Source organism: Cecembia rubra (assembly GCF_003014575.1).
Lineage (GTDB): Bacteria > Bacteroidota > Bacteroidia > Cytophagales > Cyclobacteriaceae > Cecembia_A > Cecembia_A rubra.
In genome coordinates, this window is the sequence record NZ_PYGF01000009.1 from 174076 (window position 1) to 191514 (window position 17439).

Here is a 17439-nt window from a genome sequence, read left to right on the forward strand (position 1 = left end):
ATCCAAAATCCCAAATGTGACAATATGATAGGAATATTAGGCGGGACCCGACTGGCCCTAACATTGGGCAAGGCACTCTCTTCTAGAGGAGTGGAAATTGCCTATGGTGTAAGAAAAGGATTTACACCAACAGAGATAGAATGGAAGATACTCAATATGTCAGCCAATAAGGTGAAGAGTTTCAAAGATGTGATCGAAACCTCAAATATTTTGATGATCTGTGCAGAGAATGCTTATTTGGAACAAATATTTGAGGAGCTTTCGCACGTTGATCTCAAGGAAATGACCATTATTGATTGTACCAATAGTGATGACCACAAAGTTTTTTCATGCAATACGGCCTTCATCAAAAGTATAATTGATTCTCCCAAAATTTTTAAAGCATTCAACAATTTGGGCCTTGACTATCCCAATTCTGATCCGATGGGATTGGTAAAAGAGACTTATTACTGTGGGCCGGATATTCCTGAAAAAAATATAGTGAAGCAAGTGATTTCCATGGTGGGCTTTAAGGCTATTGACGCAGGCCCCTTGGAAAATGCCCCTCTGCTTGAAGCTATCTATCATCTTCGCAAAGAGATCTGCAACAGCACCAAAGAAAAGACGGATTACCATTTTAAATTGATTTCTGTCTAAATAATTTTGGACTGTTATACGGTTGTTCATAAAAGATTTGATTTTTTTGGGTTAGTGTTTGCCATAAATTTTTACTTTTAAAGTTCTTGAGCTCCTTAGTTGATGATAAAATTTTCAGATCTTCAAAACATTAATCAAAAATATGCGGAAGCACTAAAAGAAGCAGCAGCTGCTGTTATTGATTCAGGAAGATATCTTTTTGGGAAAAGAGTCAATGAGTTTGAAAATTCATTAGCAGCTTACACAAATGTGTCTTATGCCGTTGGCGTGTCAAATGGTCTAGATGCCTTAAGACTGATTCTTTTGGCTTATGTCCAAACAGGTCAGTTCAAAAAGGGAGATGAGGTCCTGGTGCCAGCCAACACCTATATTGCCACTTTGCTCAGTGTTTTCCATGCAGGTTTGGTTCCAGTCCTGGTTGAACCCGATCTGGAAACTTACAATATGGATTTTAACTTAATTGAATCCAGAATTAATTCAAAGACCAAAGCTATCATCTTGGTTCACCTTTATGGTAGGGTATGTTGGGATTCAAAGTTGAAGGAATTGGCAGATCAATATGGATTAAAACTTATTGAAGACAATGCTCAGGCTTTTGGGGCTGAGTGGGAAGGATTGAAAACAGGTGCTTTGGGAGATGCGGCCGCATTTAGTTTTTTTCCTACTAAAAACCTTGGGGCCCTTGGGGATGCAGGTGCAGTTTCAACCAATGATGGAGAACTCGCATCAATGGTCAGAATGCTGTCTAATTATGGAAGTTCAGAAAAATCCTTGAACAAAGTCAAGGGTTTTAATAGCCGGATGGATGAAATTCAGGCCGCTTTCCTGCAGGTCAAACTAAAGATTGTTGATGAAGAAAATGAATTGAGAAGAAATCTAGCTTCCCAATACCTGGAGACTATTTGTCATCCAGAGATCGTACTTCCTAAAATTGATGGTGCCTTAGGAAATAAATCACATGTGTGGCATTTGTTTGTAATCAGGTCTTCTCAAAGAAATCTTCTTCAGCAATATCTGGCCGAAAGACAAATACAAACCCAGATTCATTATCCTATCCCCCCTCATCAGCAGGAAGCTTGGGCTGAATTTGAGGGACTCTGCCTTCCGATCACTGAGAAAATTCACCAAGAAGTACTGAGCCTTCCTTTAGATCCAAGCCTTTCAAAGGAGGATATTGAGGAGGTTTGCAGGGTAATTAATAAATTTTCTGTTTGATTGTATGATAATTATTTTTCAAGTTTTGTTTTTATTCGAATTCAATAAACCTTTGCTTATAAATGAAAAGGATTTTTGATTTTATAGTTGCCTTAGCCGCACTATTGGTGCTTTCACCCATGCTCTTCGTGGTGGGATTACTAGTGGGATTTAAATTGGGGAGTCCAATATTTTTCAAACAACAAAGGCCGGGCAAATCTGGCAAACCTTTTTATATCTTAAAGTTCCGGACAATGACTGATGAAAGGGATTCGAACGGTGTATTGTTACCGGAGGAAATCAGGTTGACATCATTTGGCTTATGGTTAAGATCAACAAGTCTAGATGAGCTTCCTGAATTGATCAATGTATTGAAAGGGGAAATGTCCTTGGTCGGTCCCAGGCCATTATTGATGGAATATCTACCTCTTTACAGCGACAGGCAGAGAAGAAGAATGGATGTGAGGCCAGGGATTACAGGTTGGGCTCAGATCAATGGACGAAATTCCATCAGCTGGAATGAAAAATTTGATTTGGATGTATGGTATGTTGAAAACCGGACCTTTTTTCTGGATGTTAAAATTATTTGGTTAACAATTTTAAAAGTATTCAATAGAGAAGGAATAGGACACAATAATGATGTCATAATGCCCAAGTTCACAGGGAACAAAGTCCCCTGATTATTTTGCTGTATTCCTGCCTTCCATAATTTTGAAGAACAATATATGCCCCATTTTATGGGCATGTTGCTTAGCAAAGTCAGCCACCTCTCCTTTGAATTGACTCTCAAGGGTTTCAAACCAAAGAGAAAGCCAGGTATTGAAGTGGGTTTCTGATATTTGATGATTCATTTTTTCATCTACCTCCTTGTGGACAGGTACAGGACTGAATTTCCCAGCACCCGGTCCGGTTTGAAGCAAAATCATTTCCCAGAAATCTGTTAACCTTTCCAAATGTATTTCCCAATCATCAACAATACTGTTGAATACTGGACCAAGAGTCTGATTGGTCCTGACTTTTGCATAGAAGGTTCGGACCAACTTGGAAACTTCCTTTCTGCTTTTTATGTCTATGGTAGTTCCCATTAGTTTTTAAGGATAGGTTTTAATACTTCCAGTCTGCCATCAATACCTTCTGGTATCTCAAGTCCTAATATCTCACAAATCAACGGATATACATGAATATTTTGGAACTTGCCGATCTTAATACCTTCTTTTAACCTTGGCCCATTTGCGTAAAATATTCCTTGCATGTCTTTGTATTCAGGGCTGTAACCATGCTCTCCGAATACACTTGTTTTGAAAATTGCCGAACGGTTTTGGTAACTTACCATTCCTTCAGTTGTGGCCAAATAAAATCCTAGATAGGGGAGAATCAGAAGGTCCCCCATCCGGTGCCTATAATTTTCGATATTTTTATAAAAAGTTCTGTCATTGACTTTGACCGCCTTAAAAGGCCCTTCTTTGCTGTTAAGTTTCAAGTAAATTTCTTCGATCTCAAGGGGGTTATTGAGGTAAATATGGGCAGAGGCGCCATTATTGATGACCTTTGCATCTATTCCTTCTGTGACTTGATCTAAGTTGATCAGGTTTTCTTTAGGCACTTTGGTCATGCCATGATCAGATACGATGAATACATTAATGTCAAGGTCAAAGCTTTTTAATCCTTCAAAAAGAGCACCTAATTCTTTGTCCAATCGCTGGAGCCTTTTGTTCAATTGTTCGTCATTATCAGGTCCATAGCGGTGCCCGATATCATCCATATCCGAAAAATAAAGGGTTATCAATCTTGGTCTTTGCTCTTCAGGCAGCATAAGCCATTCAAACACTTTTATAATTCTGGCCAGATTAGGGATATTGGCATCATAATTATAATAATAGGTGGGTTGGATTCCCTGAACAGGTGCTTCTGTACCTACAAAAAAATAGCTTGCTGTGGTCAGGCCATTTTGTTCAGCCAAAACCCATAAAGGTGTGCCACCATACCAATAACCATCCTGTACAATTTCTCTGTCGTTAATGACATAGACCTGATCCTTTGCCGGATCGTAAAATGAATTGTCTATGAGGCCGTGATTTTCTGGTTTCATGCCTGTGGCCAGGGTATAGTGATTTGGAAAGGTTTTGCTTGGGAAGGATGGAGACATGGCCTCAGCTTCTACTCCTTCCTTAATGAATTTTGATAGGTTTTCAGGCTGAAAACGTTCCGTGTAATCGTAGCGGTAACCATCTAAGGAAATGAGAATTACATATTGATCCTTTTGCTGAGCTTTTCCGGAAAAAGTAAAAGATATCAAACATATTAAAAGGAAGTATTTTGTACTTTTCATGTAAGCTGATTTTTGGCCTTGGGCAAAGGTATTGTGGCTTTTGTAAGGCAACAAATTTTTTCATTACAGTTGTTCCATGTAGAAGTGTTTTCATTTCAAATACCTGACAACAAAAAATATTCTGTCTTGGGTTTACAGTATTATGAATTGTTTTACATAATATTTTTTCTATTTAAGTAGAATTTTAGCAGAAGGCTTAGGCTACAAAAGCCAAATCATATCAACCATAGAAGCCCAATCCAGGTTTCTTTTGTAGATTCGTTTTTGTTTTGTTACAAATCTTATATTTGCATCCAAACCCAAATAGGAATATTATGAATAAAACAATCATTGTCCTTTCCATAGCTGGAGCTTTATTGGCTTCCTGCGGTACGGGCGACAAGCCATCAGATAGTATGAATCCTTTCTTTGAAGCTTACAATACCCCATTTGAAGTACCTCCTTTTGATAAGATTAAAAATGAGCATTTTGCACCTGCTTTGAGGGAAGGGATGCGCCTTCATCAAGAGGAAATCGATGCAATTGTCAATAATCCAGAGGAAGCCACATTTTCCAATACTATCGAGGCAATGGAAAAGTCAGGTGAGCTTTTGGCCAGAGTAAGCATCGTTTTTAGCAACCTTAACTCTGCCAACACCAATGACGAACTTCAGGCTATAGCCAGAGAAATGGCTCCCGAACTTTCCAAACACAGTGATAACATCAATCTAAACGAGAAGCTTTTCCATAGGGTAAAGCATGTTTGGGAAAACAAGGATTCTTTCGGTTTAAATGCAGAACAGCATAAGCTACTGGAGAAATCCTACAAGTCCTTTGTCCGTAATGGAGCAAACCTGAATGAGTCCGATAAGGAAAAATTAAGGGAGATCAATAGTAGATTATCCGTTTTGAGTCTTCAGTTTGGCCAAAACGTTTTGGCAGAAACCAACGCTTTTAAGCTTATAATCGATAACGAAGCAGATCTTGCAGGCCTGCCACAGGAATTGAGGGATGTGGCATTTCAGGATGCGGAGACGGCCGGAGAAGAAGATAAGTGGTTGTTTACATTACAGAATCCGAGCGTAATGCCTTTTCTTCAATATGCTGAAAATAGAGAGCTGAGAAAGCAGATTTGGGAAGCTTACAAAAACAGAGGTGACCAGGCCAATGACAAGAACAATAATGAAATCCTAATTGAAATGGCCAACCTTAGGTTGCAGAAAGCCAATCTTATAGGATATGCCAACCATGCTGATTATGTATTGGAAGAAAGCATGGCTAAAAATGTGGACAATGTTTACAAGCTGTTGAATCAATTATGGGAGCCAGCATTGGCCAAAGCCAAGCAAGAAAGGGATGAGATGCAGGCCATGATTGCTGCTGAAGGAAAAGATTTCAAGTTAGAGCCTTGGGATTGGAGATATTATGAGGAAAAACTGCGGAAGCAGAAATTTGACCTCGATGAGCAGGAAGTGAAGCCTTACTTTGCCCTTGATAAAGTTCAGGAAGGTGTATTCATGGTGGTGAATAAACTTTTTGGACTGACTTTTGCCGAAATCAAAAATATTCCAAGCTATCACCCAGAAGCAAAAGCTTATGAAGTTAAAGAAGCGGACGGTACCCATGTCGGAGTATTATATATGGATTTTCACCCAAGAGCTTCCAAAAGGGGAGGAGCTTGGATGACCTCATATAGACCTCAGAATACTGTCAATGGAGAAAGAAAAGCACCTGTGATTTCTATTGTTTGCAACTTTTCCAAACCTACAGGTAATGCTCCTGCACTTCTTACTTTTGATGAAGTGACCACTTTCTTCCATGAGTTTGGACATGCTCTGCACGGATTGTTGTCTAATGTTCAATATAAAAGTTTGGCTGGTACAGCTGTTCCAAGGGATTTTGTGGAACTGCCATCCCAGATTATGGAAAACTGGGCCACTGAACCCGAAGTATTGAAGCAATATGCCATTCATTATCAAACAGGGGAAGTAATTCCTGATGCGCTTATTGAAAAGTTGAAGAACAGCGGGACTTTTGGTCAGGGATTTGGAACTACGGAGTATTTGGCAGCTTCTCTTTTGGATTTGGATTATCACTCCCAGACTTCACCAATTCAAATGGATGCCAAAACCTTTGAAAATGTATCTATGGAAAAAATCGGATTGATTGGTGAAATCATTCCCAGGTACAGAAGTACCTACTTCCAGCATATCTTCTCCGGAGGCTATTCTTCAGGCTATTATAGTTATATCTGGTCAGGAGTTTTGGATACCGATGCCTTCCAGGCATTCAAAGAAACTCAGTTGTTCAACCAGGAAAAAGCATTGTCATTCCGCAAAGAAATATTGGAAAGAGGAGGTACTGATGAGCCTATGAGCATGTATGTCAATTTCCGTGGTTCAGAGCCTAAGATTGATGCTTTACTTAAAAAGAGAGGCCTAGATCAGGTCAAAGTGGATAGGACGAAGTAATTGATTCAACCAATATGGACAAAAAAGCGGAGCGATTAATTGCTCCGTTTTTTATTTCTCTTCTTGATAGGGCATGGAGATAATAAATGTAGTCCCCACTCCTTCTTTGCTTGAGAAACTCACCTTGCCCCCAAGTTTTTTTACAAATTCATGGACAATATTCAAACCTAGCCCAGTGCCCTTGATATTGGAAACATTTTTTGCTCTGAAAAAGGAATTGAATATGTGCTTTTGCTCTTCTTTAGGAATACCAAGCCCGAAGTCTTTTACGATAATTTCAAACTTATTTTTTTCAAAAATTAAGTCTAGAATTGGTTTTTCCGTGCTGTCAGGTGAGTATTTAATGGCATTTTCTATGATATTTTTTACTGCATGGGAAAGTAAAGATGCATCAGTCTCAATGATTTTGTCATCTGTTGGTAAATTGACTTCAATTTGGGGGATATCAGCAACCGTAAAATAATCCTCAATTAAAGTCTTCAAAAACCTGTTCAGATTAATTTTTTCATTTCTTCGGGGAGAAGGTTTATTGGATTGATTTTCCAGGGTAAGTATGTCAGAAATCACTCTAGTCAATCGGTTCACCTGAAGATGGATTCTATCAAGGTGAAGGCTTAGTTTTTCCTTCTGTGTTTTATCATTTAAATTTTCAGTAATTAATTTCAGGAGATCAATACTGCTGATAATTGTTGATAGTGGCGTCCTGAGTTCATGGGAGATCATAGAAATAAACCTGGATTTGAGTTTATTCAGATCTTTTTCTTTTTCCAAAGATTTTTTGAGTTGTTTAAGGACCAGTTCCCTATCAGTCACATCCCTTGATGCTGCGACAATTCCAACTGGATTCCCCTTTTCGTCATAAAGAATCCTGCTTAGAATCTCCAGATGAATTTTTTCACCAGTGGTTTTATGGAAATGGGAAATGAGCATTTTATCGTATCCATCTAATTTGGTGACTTTTGCTTTGAATTTACCAAAAATATCCTCTGGTTTTTTTCCAATAACTTCACTGGGATTATATCCCAATACTTTTTCAATAGAAGGGGAAATGTACCTGAATGTCAGATCAAAATCATGAATGGCGATTATATCCCCGGAATTTTCTGAAATGAGCCTATACATGGCATCAGACTCTTTTCTTTTTCTATTGATCCGAATTGCTTTGATGAAATTTGCATACCCAGAGATAATAGGTTCCAAAAACTGAACGTCTTCCAATGTATAGTCAGTAGGCTTATTGGCAAATCCCATCAAACCTAAAAATTCTGTTCCCTTATAAATAGGTATTCCCAAATACCGTTTTATAGGAGGATGCCCTTGGGGAACTCCCCCACTTCTTGGATCATTTGCACAATCATTGGAAATGACAATTTCTCCTGTCCTCAGGTTTTCTCCAAAAAGTGTTTTCAGGTTTCTAAATTCAATTCCAACTTTAAAGTTTTGCTCGTAATATTTCTGGGTTTCTTCGGACCAGGAAATATTCGATATGGTATGTGACTTGAGATAGGGGTTTCCCTGCTCATCATATAAAACCTCCCCGGTAAAGCCAAATTGGCTACCAGTAATGGATAATAAGTTTTCCAGAAGGGAATTCATGGAAGTCAGAAAATCTTCCTGTTCAAAAAAATTCAATTGGGTCTCGTTGACTGCCTGGAGTAAGGTGTTCAGTTTTTTGGCATCCTCTTCAGCCAATTTTTGAGAATGAATGTTAATGATCGTTCCAAGGACTCCTTCTTTTGCTGCTAATTGGAGATCATTATACTTTCCTTTTATCTTCACCCATACCTTTTGTCCTGTTTTGGTTTTCATTAAAAGGTCTTTCTCAAATCCATCTGTATTTTTTTTTCTGATATTGGGATCCCTTATACACTCCAATTCTTCTGATCCCTTTTCAAAAAAGTCAGACAGCGGTTGTCCGATAGTTTCATTAATTGTGAATTTTGCGATCTTTTCCCAAGCTTTATTTACAAATTCGAGGCGACCCTCTTGATCTGTTCTGAAAACGATTTCGTTAATGTTATTGACTAAGAGGCTGTAATTTTTGTGGCCTATCATCAACTTCCTTTTTTGTCGGTTGGCCAAAAGTTTTGTTCCTAATGTTGAAGCAAAGGCAAGAAGTGCGCTAGTTTGGTCTTGGGTAAACAGTATTTCTGAGCTGCAATTGTCAAAACCTATATAACCCCAAAATTCTTTCCCGGAGAATATCGGAACAAAAAGATAAGATAAAATACCCTGTTCAGACATCGATTCAAAGAAAACAGGATTTTGGGTGTTTTTAACCAAGTCATTGATTACCAGGTTTTTTCTTAGATTGTGTTCTATTTCCGGAAAAATTGACCAGGGCAGATTCTGAAGAAATTCAAAGTCAATTTGTGGTGCAACACCTGGTGCATTCCATTCAAATTTATAAGACATACAGAATTCACCTGCCTCATTGAAATGATTCTTAAAAATATAAACGCGGTCCACAGAAGTGGACTCCCCAAGGTAATGAAGAATTTTTGGTAATGACTTTTTTAAATTGATTTCAGCCTCCAATTCGAAATAGGATTTTCCTAAGGCGGATAGGATTTTTTCGCTCCTGTTCATCTTTTTTCAATTAAGCTGTAAATAAAGGCCTTTAATATGTAAATTATGGTTGCTTTATTTACAAAATACAGCAATAGATTTTTAAATTATTAAGTTGAATTATCAATAAGCCTATATTTCGCCCATGAAAAAAATATTGATCATTGAGGACGAGCTTGAGCTTGGTCAAAACATAAGAGATTTACTGGATTATCTTGGGTATCAAGTTGAGGAGATATTGGATAATGGAAAGGATGCTCTCAACTTTCTAAAAAGGAATAAACCTGATCTTATTCTCATGGATATTCAATTAAAAGGAGATATGGACGGCATTGCCCTATGCCAAAAGATTAAAGCTATCTCAGATATTCCAGTAGTATACCTTACTGCTTTTTCTGATGCCAGTTTTCTGGACAGGATTTCATCTCAACCCTATGAGGGATATCTTCTTAAGCCATTTACATTGGATGAATTAAGATCTGCATTGCATTTGGCAATCAATTCCCGTGAAAAGAAAAAAGGCAAACTGGAAAAAAATGTAATCACGATCAAGGATAAAGGGTTTACTATTCCGATTTCCCTAAATGATATATTGTTTTTTCAAGCTGATGGGCTTTACACAAAGATTCAGACTAAAACCAAATCTTATGTGGTAAGGGACATCCTAAAGGATATGGTTGATGATCTTCCAATTTCTAAATTTGTTAGGGTACATAAATCCTTTGTTGTAAATCACCGGGAAATTTCATCTTTTAATTCAAAAGAGCTTCATATCAAGGAATTTGTAATCCCTATACGCCGTGGTTTCTTCAAAGAAATCAGAAACCTAGTGAAAGAAAATAGCTGATTGTAGGATGAAATGTAAGTTTTTAGGCCTTATTCTTCAAACATGATAGAATAAGGTCTTCTAATTTTTAATTCCATTTCATTGAGGGTAATCAGACCATTGGTGCGAAAAAACTCCTGTCCTTCAAAAAACACCAAAATCCCTGGAATGGACAGCATACGCATCTGTGCCATGATCTCCCTGTGCTGCTCAGCTTCCATCACCCACAGCTCCATCAAAGGAAATGACTCCTCCATTATGGCTTTCGCCTTGGGGAGTACCTGGACACATACCCCACAGGTATCTTGATAAAAATAAAGCATCACGGCAGGCCTAATTGCTAAAGCCTGCTGAAGTTCTTCCAAACTGTTGAATTTCTTTATTTCCATGTCAGCTGATAATTGACGATAAAATTGACGTGGAACATATCCACTTTGTTGTAAATCCACTGTGGCTTCATTTCCCCTTCCCTGATATTGATCTTGCTCATTAGTATCAGATGAAAGTCCAGTCCTTTGCTCCAATCTGGAGTATATCTACCGCCAAGATTGGCCTGGGCATAGGAAGGGAATCCAAATTTATTGATCTCTACATCGGTAGGGTCTGGAAGGAAGTGAAGTCCCGCAAACCCATACAGTTGTAGACCTGCACTGGGAAGATTGCGCTGGTAATAGGTAGTAATGGCATCCACTTGGTTAAAGCCCTCATTCCTTTCCCGGGGAATAAAAGTAAAGAAAGGATCCCTGCCCCACTCCCTTGGGCTTAGGAATCTTCCACGGCCATCAATTCTAGTGTAATTCAAGTGCCACTGCATCTTGGGATTTTTGATACCTATCCTTCCACTGAACACATAATTCAGGTCTTCGGGATGCTTAAACTGTAGCGTCCTGTCAGGATTACCGCCCTCAACCACACCATGCTGGAGGATAAACTGTGTTCCTGTAAAAAGGTCGTACCTTCTGCCTGGCTGTTTCCAGTCATTAAGTGCCTGTAAGAAATAGGTACTGGATACATTGTCCACAAAGGTGTGATTAAACTGAAGGCTCATTTCAGGCAAAACCTGCCCCTTCCATTCCAATATACTCACAAAATGGCTGTTGGTCTTTCCCTTGTATAGAGAAGGCTTACCAAAGGTGCTCTGACCTACAGGATAAAGCCCAAAAGTCTCACCCACATCATACCAGCCCGAGGTGGATCTTGGGCTAATGCGGTCAATGATATAGCCCGTAAAATGATGTGTATTATTGGGTCGGTATGCCAACTGTGCTCCTTGAACAAAGGTCGGGGACAGCCTACCATCTTGAGGATTGATAAATGGTGTATTGATATCCATTCGGCCAAATACACCAGTTATTTTTTTTGATTGGTACTTCAACTGTAATTCTTCCAGCTTCCCGAAAAAGCGCTCAGCAGGATTTGTTACATCAAAAAGTCCTACCTCATATCTGTTGAAATTGCCCGTGATTGGATCCCTATCCAAAAGATCCGAACTCCATACGTTGGCAAAAAGGGTGTACCTCGCCGCAATGGAGAAACCTCTGAAATCTTTTGTTTTCAGCCGAAGGAATGCCGCTTGGCCCAAGGCATAATCCCCTTTGAAATCTTCGAAATAGGAAGTGGACATCCAGAAAGTCCTAAACCCCATAGTGCCTTCTACGGGCACGGTGGACTTGGAAGTGTTAGTGGAATCTTGTGCTGAAGTCAAAGAAGGGAAACCAAGAAAATAAAGTAAACCAATGACCAGGTATCTTCTCATTTACTCGTTTTTTCTTTGGACTCTTTGATAGGTTTGAATGGACCGAACTTATGCTGCTCTTCCGAAAATTCATCCGCAAACGGGCCAAAAGGATGATCAATTGGCTTTTTCGCTATGTCTGGCCAATCTTTTGTAATATCTTTTTTGGGTCTTGGCATGCTGTTCACATAAGCAGCTACATCCCATGAATCTTCATCACTTAGGATAGGGTTTTCAAAAGAAGCACCCAACGGCATGTTTGTCTTCACATATCCTGCAAACCTGGACATTCTGAACAATCCTGCTCCATTATTGTAACTATGCTCTCCCCATAGCGGAGGATAAATGTAACCGGTTTTATCAGGCTTCATCATTCCTTCCCCGTTTTCCATGTGACAGCTCTGGCAGTTTTGTGCATATACGCTCTTACCCCTGATAGGGTCTGCCGCCCTATCCAAAAATGCCAATTCATAAATACCAGACCCTTTGGGAGCTTCTCCTTTAGCTACATCCTTGCCCAACCATTCCATGTAGGCAACCATAGCTATCATTTCTTTACTGTTCAATTCAAGCGTCTTACCGTTCAAACTTCTTTCAAAACAGTCATTGATACGCTTAGGAATATCCTCCATCTGTCCCGAACGGGCCCTCACTTTTGGATAAGTTGAAGCCACAGCTCCATAGTTATTGCCAAGGGGAGCTGTTCCTGCATTCAAATGACAGTTCTGGCAGTTCATGCCATTGGACATCTTTTTTACTTTTCCATTAGGACCTAAATAGTTGGAAGTATTCACAATCAGTTCCCTACCATATTTGATATCCTCAGCGTTTGCTTCCTCCTCTACTGTGCTCCAATCAGGTGCATTCCACATTCCTTCTTTAGGTGCAACACCTCTGTAGTTTTCAGCTTCCATTGCTACTGACTGAATTGCTGATTGGTTCTTAAAAGAAGGTAGAGAGCCTCCACTGAAAACAAAAATCACCACACCGATAAGAAAAGCAGTAAGTAAGGATATGGTCATCAATAAACCGACCATCAAAGTCAATAATTTTACGAAGGGCTGGAAGATTTCTCTCATCGGGTCTTAAAATAAAACAACACAAAAATGGCTCAATTGCAGGCAAGGATGCTGTGATTTTCATCACATAGCCCTGACAGAATAAAAACTTACAAAAAAATTGCGGATTTTATGAATTATTGGTCATTAAAGAATTAAAAACAACTCTTCCATTGCTTATTCCTGAAATGACGATTTTTTTAGAATCTATTTCAAATTGGATTTCTATACTTTCTCCCAAAATAGCTTCGGATTGGTAGTTGATCAGTAATCTGTTGAACTTGAAATCCTTTTCTTTGCAAAAATCTTCTATCCAGCGTATGTAACTCACATTATTGACATGGTTATTCATGTCCAGATCTGAGAAGTTGACCTGAAAATTCCTTCCAAAAACCGGATACGAAGGCGCCTTGAGTTTTTCAGGAAGAAATTCCTCTTCAAGAATAGGTTGAAATAATTCCGCAGGCAATACTTTTTCCGGCTTTTGTGGCCTTTTTTTCTCGATGTCAAGTAAGAGCCAAGCAGACATGGCACTCGCCAATATTTTCCCGTGGCTGTCTTTTACACGAAATTCTCTCATCGCAAAAAGTTTGTTGATCCCTCTTCCAGCAGTTTCGATTTTGATGTCATTCCCCCAGGATGGCATCTCATTGACCTGTATATCAAAGCGGGATAATACCCACATAAACCCCAGGTCAAAAAGTTTCTGTCCAAAGTTCCTGCTGTCAGCATGTTTCCAAGCTACCTCTTGAAGCATATCTGCCAATGCGGACCAGCGTAACTTTCCTGAGGGGTCAACTTGGAATGAAAGGACTTCAAATTCTTTTTCATATTGGAAACTGTCATTTTTTGATTGCATACAAATTTGGTTGTAAGTTCTTATTTAGTTCAAGTAAATTAACATAGTATAAATCAAATTTACCAATCAATAAACAAAGGGTATTCTGGCTCTGGAGTAAGGTTTAAAATCGATATGAAAATTGAAATTTTTTATTGTTTTAATTTTAATTTCAAATAATTTTCATGTTAAATTAAAATGAAATATTTTTTTATTGAATTATAATTTTATGAAAACGAATTTTTTGAGAATTGAGCTCGTGGTTTACAAAAAGTAGCATTTTTTCAATTTTCTACCACTAACATTTACATTTTAAATGTAATAAAACAAACATTGCACATATAAATAGTATTTGATCAAAATTTCTATTGTATTAAACACTTCTCATAAAGGTGGTAAAAAACACCACCTAAAGTTTATTTATGCGTTTTAAATTTCATTTCATTTTACTTCAGTCTTTGCTGCTATTTTCTCATTTGAGTTTGGCGCAATCTAGGAAATTTATCAGCCAGTTTAGCCATTTTCAAAGTTACTACAACCCTGCTTTAAGTGGTTATGAAGGAGCTACAGTCCGTGGATTTGTGCGCAACCAATGGGTAGGAATGGATGGAGCGCCAAAAACTTATCATCTCTCTGCTGAGATGGATTTTGCTCAGTTTGGCCCTTTTCCTGAGCCGGCATTGATGGGGAAAAATGCTTTTTCATTTAATTTTCTCCATGATCAATATGGTCCCTATCAGGAAAATGAAATGATTTTAGCCTATGCCTCCAGAATTAGATTAAGCAATTCAACTAACCTTCGATTGGGAGCCGGATTAAATTACAACAATGTTCAACTTGACGGAAATGTGCTGACTGCAGAAATGGTCAATGACCCAATCTTATCACCTTTTCAGAGTCGGTTTGCCTACATGAGGATTTTAGATTTCAATTTGGGGATGGCGCTCACCCATTATAACTTTTTTATTAGTTACTCTATGCATAATGTAAACCAAGGGAATTTTTATAGGGGCGAGGCTTTTATGGACCGAAAATCCCCGGTAAGTATATTCATGGCTGGTTACAGAGAGGCGGTTTCTCCTTCCTTAGCCCTTTCTGCCAATATCATGTATCGGAATCAGGCAGACTTGCCAAACCATTTGGAGCTAAATGTGAAAATGCTTTTTTCGGAGACCTTTTGGTTTGGAGCAGGTCATCGGGTGACTTATGCCAATAATTTTCAATTGGGCTTTGTTTTGCCCCAGTTTAGGATCGGCTACATCTATGAATTGCCTATGAACCGATCTTATTTGCTCCCTAATGTTACTCATGAATTTACCCTGATTTTTTCATTGTTTAAGCCTGGCAGACTTCGTGGGGATGAGCGGGTAATGATCTGGTAATGGGATAAAGTGATTAAGAAAATGAAAAATAGAAGCTATATGTTTGGTGAGGCGAATAAAAGCCGATTAGTGCAAATTTTTAGCAATCCGATGGATATTATAATAAAGAAACTTGGGACCCTGCTTGGCTTGATCCTATTGCTGCTTATAGGGCAGGGGGTCTATGGGCAAACGACACAAACTAAAAAAGTCACATTAACTACTTCTGGTTCATGGACGGTTCCAGCAGGGGTTACAAGCATTACAGTTGAGGCTTGGGGAGCAGGTGGGGCAGGTGGTGCAGGTACTATTTCTGGAGTTAATATTAGGGCAGGTGGAGGAGGTGGAGGAGGTGCATATACCAAATCGACATTAACAGTAACTCCTTCAAGTTCGATTACCTACACCATCGGAAATGGTGAAGTAGGTTCAACTTCTAGAAGTACTAATTTTTCAACTGTTACAGCAAATGGGGGCTCCAATGGTAGTACTGGGAATAATGGTGCTGGAGGTGCGGGTGGAACTGGTGGAACTAGAAATGGTGGTGCCGGTGCTGCTGGAGTCAATAATACTGCTGGAGGTGGCGGTGGTGCCGGTTCAGGAGGGGACGGAGGGGCTGCGAGTACCGGGACAGCCGGAACGGGTGGTATTTCAGCCGCAGGTGAAAATACGCCAGGAGGAAATGGAGGAAATGGTGGTGTAGCAGCTGGAGTGGCAGGTTCATTCCCCGGCGGAGGTGGAGGCGGTGGACGGGGAGAAAACAACCCTGGAGGCGGTGGAGGAAATGGATTGATTATCATAACATACACCATAACCTGTCCGGACTTTGTCATTACCTCACCATCAAATCAAAGTATTACTTATGGAGCGAATGCTCAGTTTTCAGCAAGTGTAGGGCTTTCAGGCACTTTTACCTATCAATGGGAAATAAGCACCAATAATGGGACTTCCTTTACCTCTTTGTCCAATGCCGGTGTTTATTCCGGGGCTACAACTAATCAATTAACGGTCTCAAGACCTCCAGTTTCTCTTTCCGGAGCACTTTATCGTGTAAAAATTACTTCAGCAGATGGCTGTGAACAGAATAGTGCTGCTGCAACTTTGACCGTTGCCCAAAAAGAACTTTCAATCACTGGATTAACAGGGAATAACAAAATTTATAACCGCACCACGGCTGCTTCGGTAACAGGTACGGCTGTCTTGAGCGGTGTTGAAACAGGTGATATTGTGACTTTAGGCGGCACGCCTACTTTTACATTTGCCAGTCCAAATGTGGGTCCAGGAATCAATATCAGCACAACGGGGTACACGATCAGCGGTGCCTCTGCTTCGAATTATACCCTGGCCCAGCCTTTACTCAGCGCAAATATTACGGCAAAAGAATTGTCGGTAACTGGTCTGACAGGGAATAACAAAATTTATGACCGCACCACGGCTGCTTCGGTTACAGGTACGGCTGCCTTGAGCGGTGTTGAGACAGGTGATATTGTGACTTTAGGCGGCACGCCTACTTTTACATTTGCCAGTCCAAATGTGGGTACAGGAATCAATATCAGCACAACGGGGTACACGATCAGCGGTGCCTCTGCTTCGAATTATACCCTGGCCCAGCCTTCATTCAGCGCAAATATTACGGCAAAAGAGTTGTCGGTAACAGGACTTACAGGGAATAACAAAATTTATGACCGCACCACGGCTGCTTCGGTTACAGGTACGGCTGCCTTGAGCGGTGTTGAGACAGGTGATATTGTGACTTTAGGCGGCACGCCTACTTTTACATTTGCCAGTCCAAATGTGGGTACAGGAATCAATATCAGCACAACGGGATACACGATCAGTGGTGCCTCTGCTTCGAATTATAGCTTGGTCCAGCCTTCATTCAGCGCAAATATTACGGCAAAGGCCTTGACGGTAGCGGCAGATGATAGGAACAAGGTTTATGATGGTGAGGCATTCACGGCATTTACGGTAAGCTATGACGGGTTTATTGAAGGAGAAGATGCAGCCGATCTGGACGGTGAGTTGATTTTTACAATAGATCCAGCAGGTCCTGCGGTCAATGCCGGCACCTATTTGATCACTCCTTCCGGTCTGACTTCAGACAACTATGACATCACCTTTGTTGCCGGTACGCTAGAGATTACGAAAGCTGTCCTGACGGTAACGGCAGATGATAAGAACAAGGTTTATGACGGTGAGGCATTCACAGCATTTACGGTAAGCTATGAAGGGTTTATTGAAGGAGAAGATGCGGCCGATCTGGGCGGTATCTTGCTCTTTACTACGGATCCTGCGGGTCCTGCGGTCAATGCGGGCACGTATGTGATCACTCCTGAGGGACTGACCTCGGACAACTATGACATCACCTTTGTTGCCGGTACGCTAGAGATTACGAAAGCTGTCCTGACGGTTACTGCAGATGATAAGAACAAGGTTTATGACGG

14 protein-coding genes are annotated in these 17439 nt (G+C 40.0%); 7 read left to right on the top strand and 7 right to left on the bottom strand.

Annotated elements, in window-relative coordinates; translation table 11 throughout:
- The first annotated feature begins 24 nt into the window (after positions 1-24).
- The 3 genes from CLV48_RS15625 to CLV48_RS15635 all read left to right on the top strand — a co-directional run bounded on the left by CLV48_RS15625 (position 25) and on the right by CLV48_RS15635 (position 2510).
- Positions 25-636 carry an NAD(P)-binding domain-containing protein gene (locus tag CLV48_RS15625; protein ID WP_106568231.1) on the top strand — a complete coding sequence of 204 codons (612 nt, stop codon included), beginning with the start codon at positions 25-27 and terminating at the stop codon, positions 634-636.
- Between the two features lie 102 nt (positions 637-738).
- On the top strand, positions 739-1851 hold the full coding sequence (locus CLV48_RS15630) for a DegT/DnrJ/EryC1/StrS family aminotransferase (protein WP_106568232.1): 1113 nt from the start codon (positions 739-741) through the stop codon (positions 1849-1851).
- 62 nt (positions 1852-1913) lie between these two features.
- Positions 1914-2510 (top strand): sugar transferase, encoded by a 597-nt coding sequence (locus CLV48_RS15635; protein WP_106568233.1) that lies wholly within the window; start codon positions 1914-1916, stop codon positions 2508-2510.
- Here CLV48_RS15635 and CLV48_RS15640 read toward each other — a convergent pair whose 3' ends face one another.
- Positions 2511-2915: a group III truncated hemoglobin gene (locus CLV48_RS15640; RefSeq protein WP_106568234.1), complete on the bottom strand. Its 405-nt coding sequence runs from the start codon at positions 2913-2915 to the stop codon at positions 2511-2513.
- A complete protein-coding gene (locus CLV48_RS15645) occupies positions 2915-4159 on the bottom strand; it encodes an alkaline phosphatase family protein (RefSeq protein ID WP_106568235.1) in 1245 nt (414 codons plus the stop codon). Before CLV48_RS15645 ends, CLV48_RS15640 begins: the two co-directional genes overlap by 1 nt.
- Before the next feature lie 314 nt (positions 4160-4473).
- Between CLV48_RS15645 and CLV48_RS15650 the strand changes: the two genes are divergently transcribed.
- Positions 4474-6609 (top strand): M3 family metallopeptidase, encoded by a 2136-nt coding sequence (locus tag CLV48_RS15650; protein WP_106568236.1) that lies wholly within the window; start codon positions 4474-4476, stop codon positions 6607-6609.
- A 51-nt stretch (positions 6610-6660) separates the two neighbouring features.
- Here CLV48_RS15650 and CLV48_RS15655 read toward each other — a convergent pair whose 3' ends face one another.
- Positions 6661-9198 carry a PAS domain S-box protein gene (locus CLV48_RS15655; RefSeq protein ID WP_106568237.1) on the bottom strand — a complete coding sequence of 846 codons (2538 nt, stop codon included), beginning with the start codon at positions 9196-9198 and terminating at the stop codon, positions 6661-6663.
- Positions 9199-9322: 124 nt separating this feature from the next.
- Between CLV48_RS15655 and CLV48_RS15660 the strand changes: the two genes are divergently transcribed.
- Positions 9323-10024 (top strand): LytR/AlgR family response regulator transcription factor, encoded by a 702-nt coding sequence (locus tag CLV48_RS15660; protein ID WP_106568238.1) that lies wholly within the window; start codon positions 9323-9325, stop codon positions 10022-10024.
- Between the two features lie 29 nt (positions 10025-10053).
- Here the strand turns inward: CLV48_RS15660 and CLV48_RS15665 are convergent, their stop codons facing one another.
- From CLV48_RS15665 to CLV48_RS15680, 4 genes are all read right to left on the bottom strand, one after another.
- A complete protein-coding gene (locus CLV48_RS15665) occupies positions 10054-10392 on the bottom strand; it encodes a thioredoxin family protein (protein WP_106568239.1) in 339 nt (112 codons plus the stop codon).
- Positions 10383-11759 (bottom strand): hypothetical protein, encoded by a 1377-nt coding sequence (locus tag CLV48_RS15670; RefSeq protein ID WP_106568240.1) that lies wholly within the window; start codon positions 11757-11759, stop codon positions 10383-10385. The genes CLV48_RS15665 and CLV48_RS15670 overlap by 10 nt, the downstream gene beginning before the upstream one ends.
- Complete coding sequence (locus CLV48_RS15675; protein WP_106568241.1) at positions 11756-12817, bottom strand: c-type cytochrome; 1062 nt, start codon at positions 12815-12817, stop codon at positions 11756-11758. Before CLV48_RS15675 ends, CLV48_RS15670 begins: the two co-directional genes overlap by 4 nt.
- 109 nt (positions 12818-12926) lie before the next feature.
- Positions 12927-13655 carry an acyl-[acyl-carrier-protein] thioesterase gene (locus CLV48_RS15680; protein ID WP_106568242.1) on the bottom strand — a complete coding sequence of 243 codons (729 nt, stop codon included), beginning with the start codon at positions 13653-13655 and terminating at the stop codon, positions 12927-12929.
- Between the two features lie 401 nt (positions 13656-14056).
- Between CLV48_RS15680 and CLV48_RS15685 the strand changes: the two genes are divergently transcribed.
- On the top strand, positions 14057-15016 hold the full coding sequence (locus tag CLV48_RS15685; RefSeq protein WP_106568243.1) for a PorP/SprF family type IX secretion system membrane protein: 960 nt from the start codon (positions 14057-14059) through the stop codon (positions 15014-15016).
- 90 nt (positions 15017-15106) lie between these two features.
- Positions 15107-17439, top strand: a 2333-nt coding sequence (locus tag CLV48_RS15695; protein WP_211299952.1) for a YDG domain-containing protein, incomplete at its 3' end; no start/stop codon positions are given.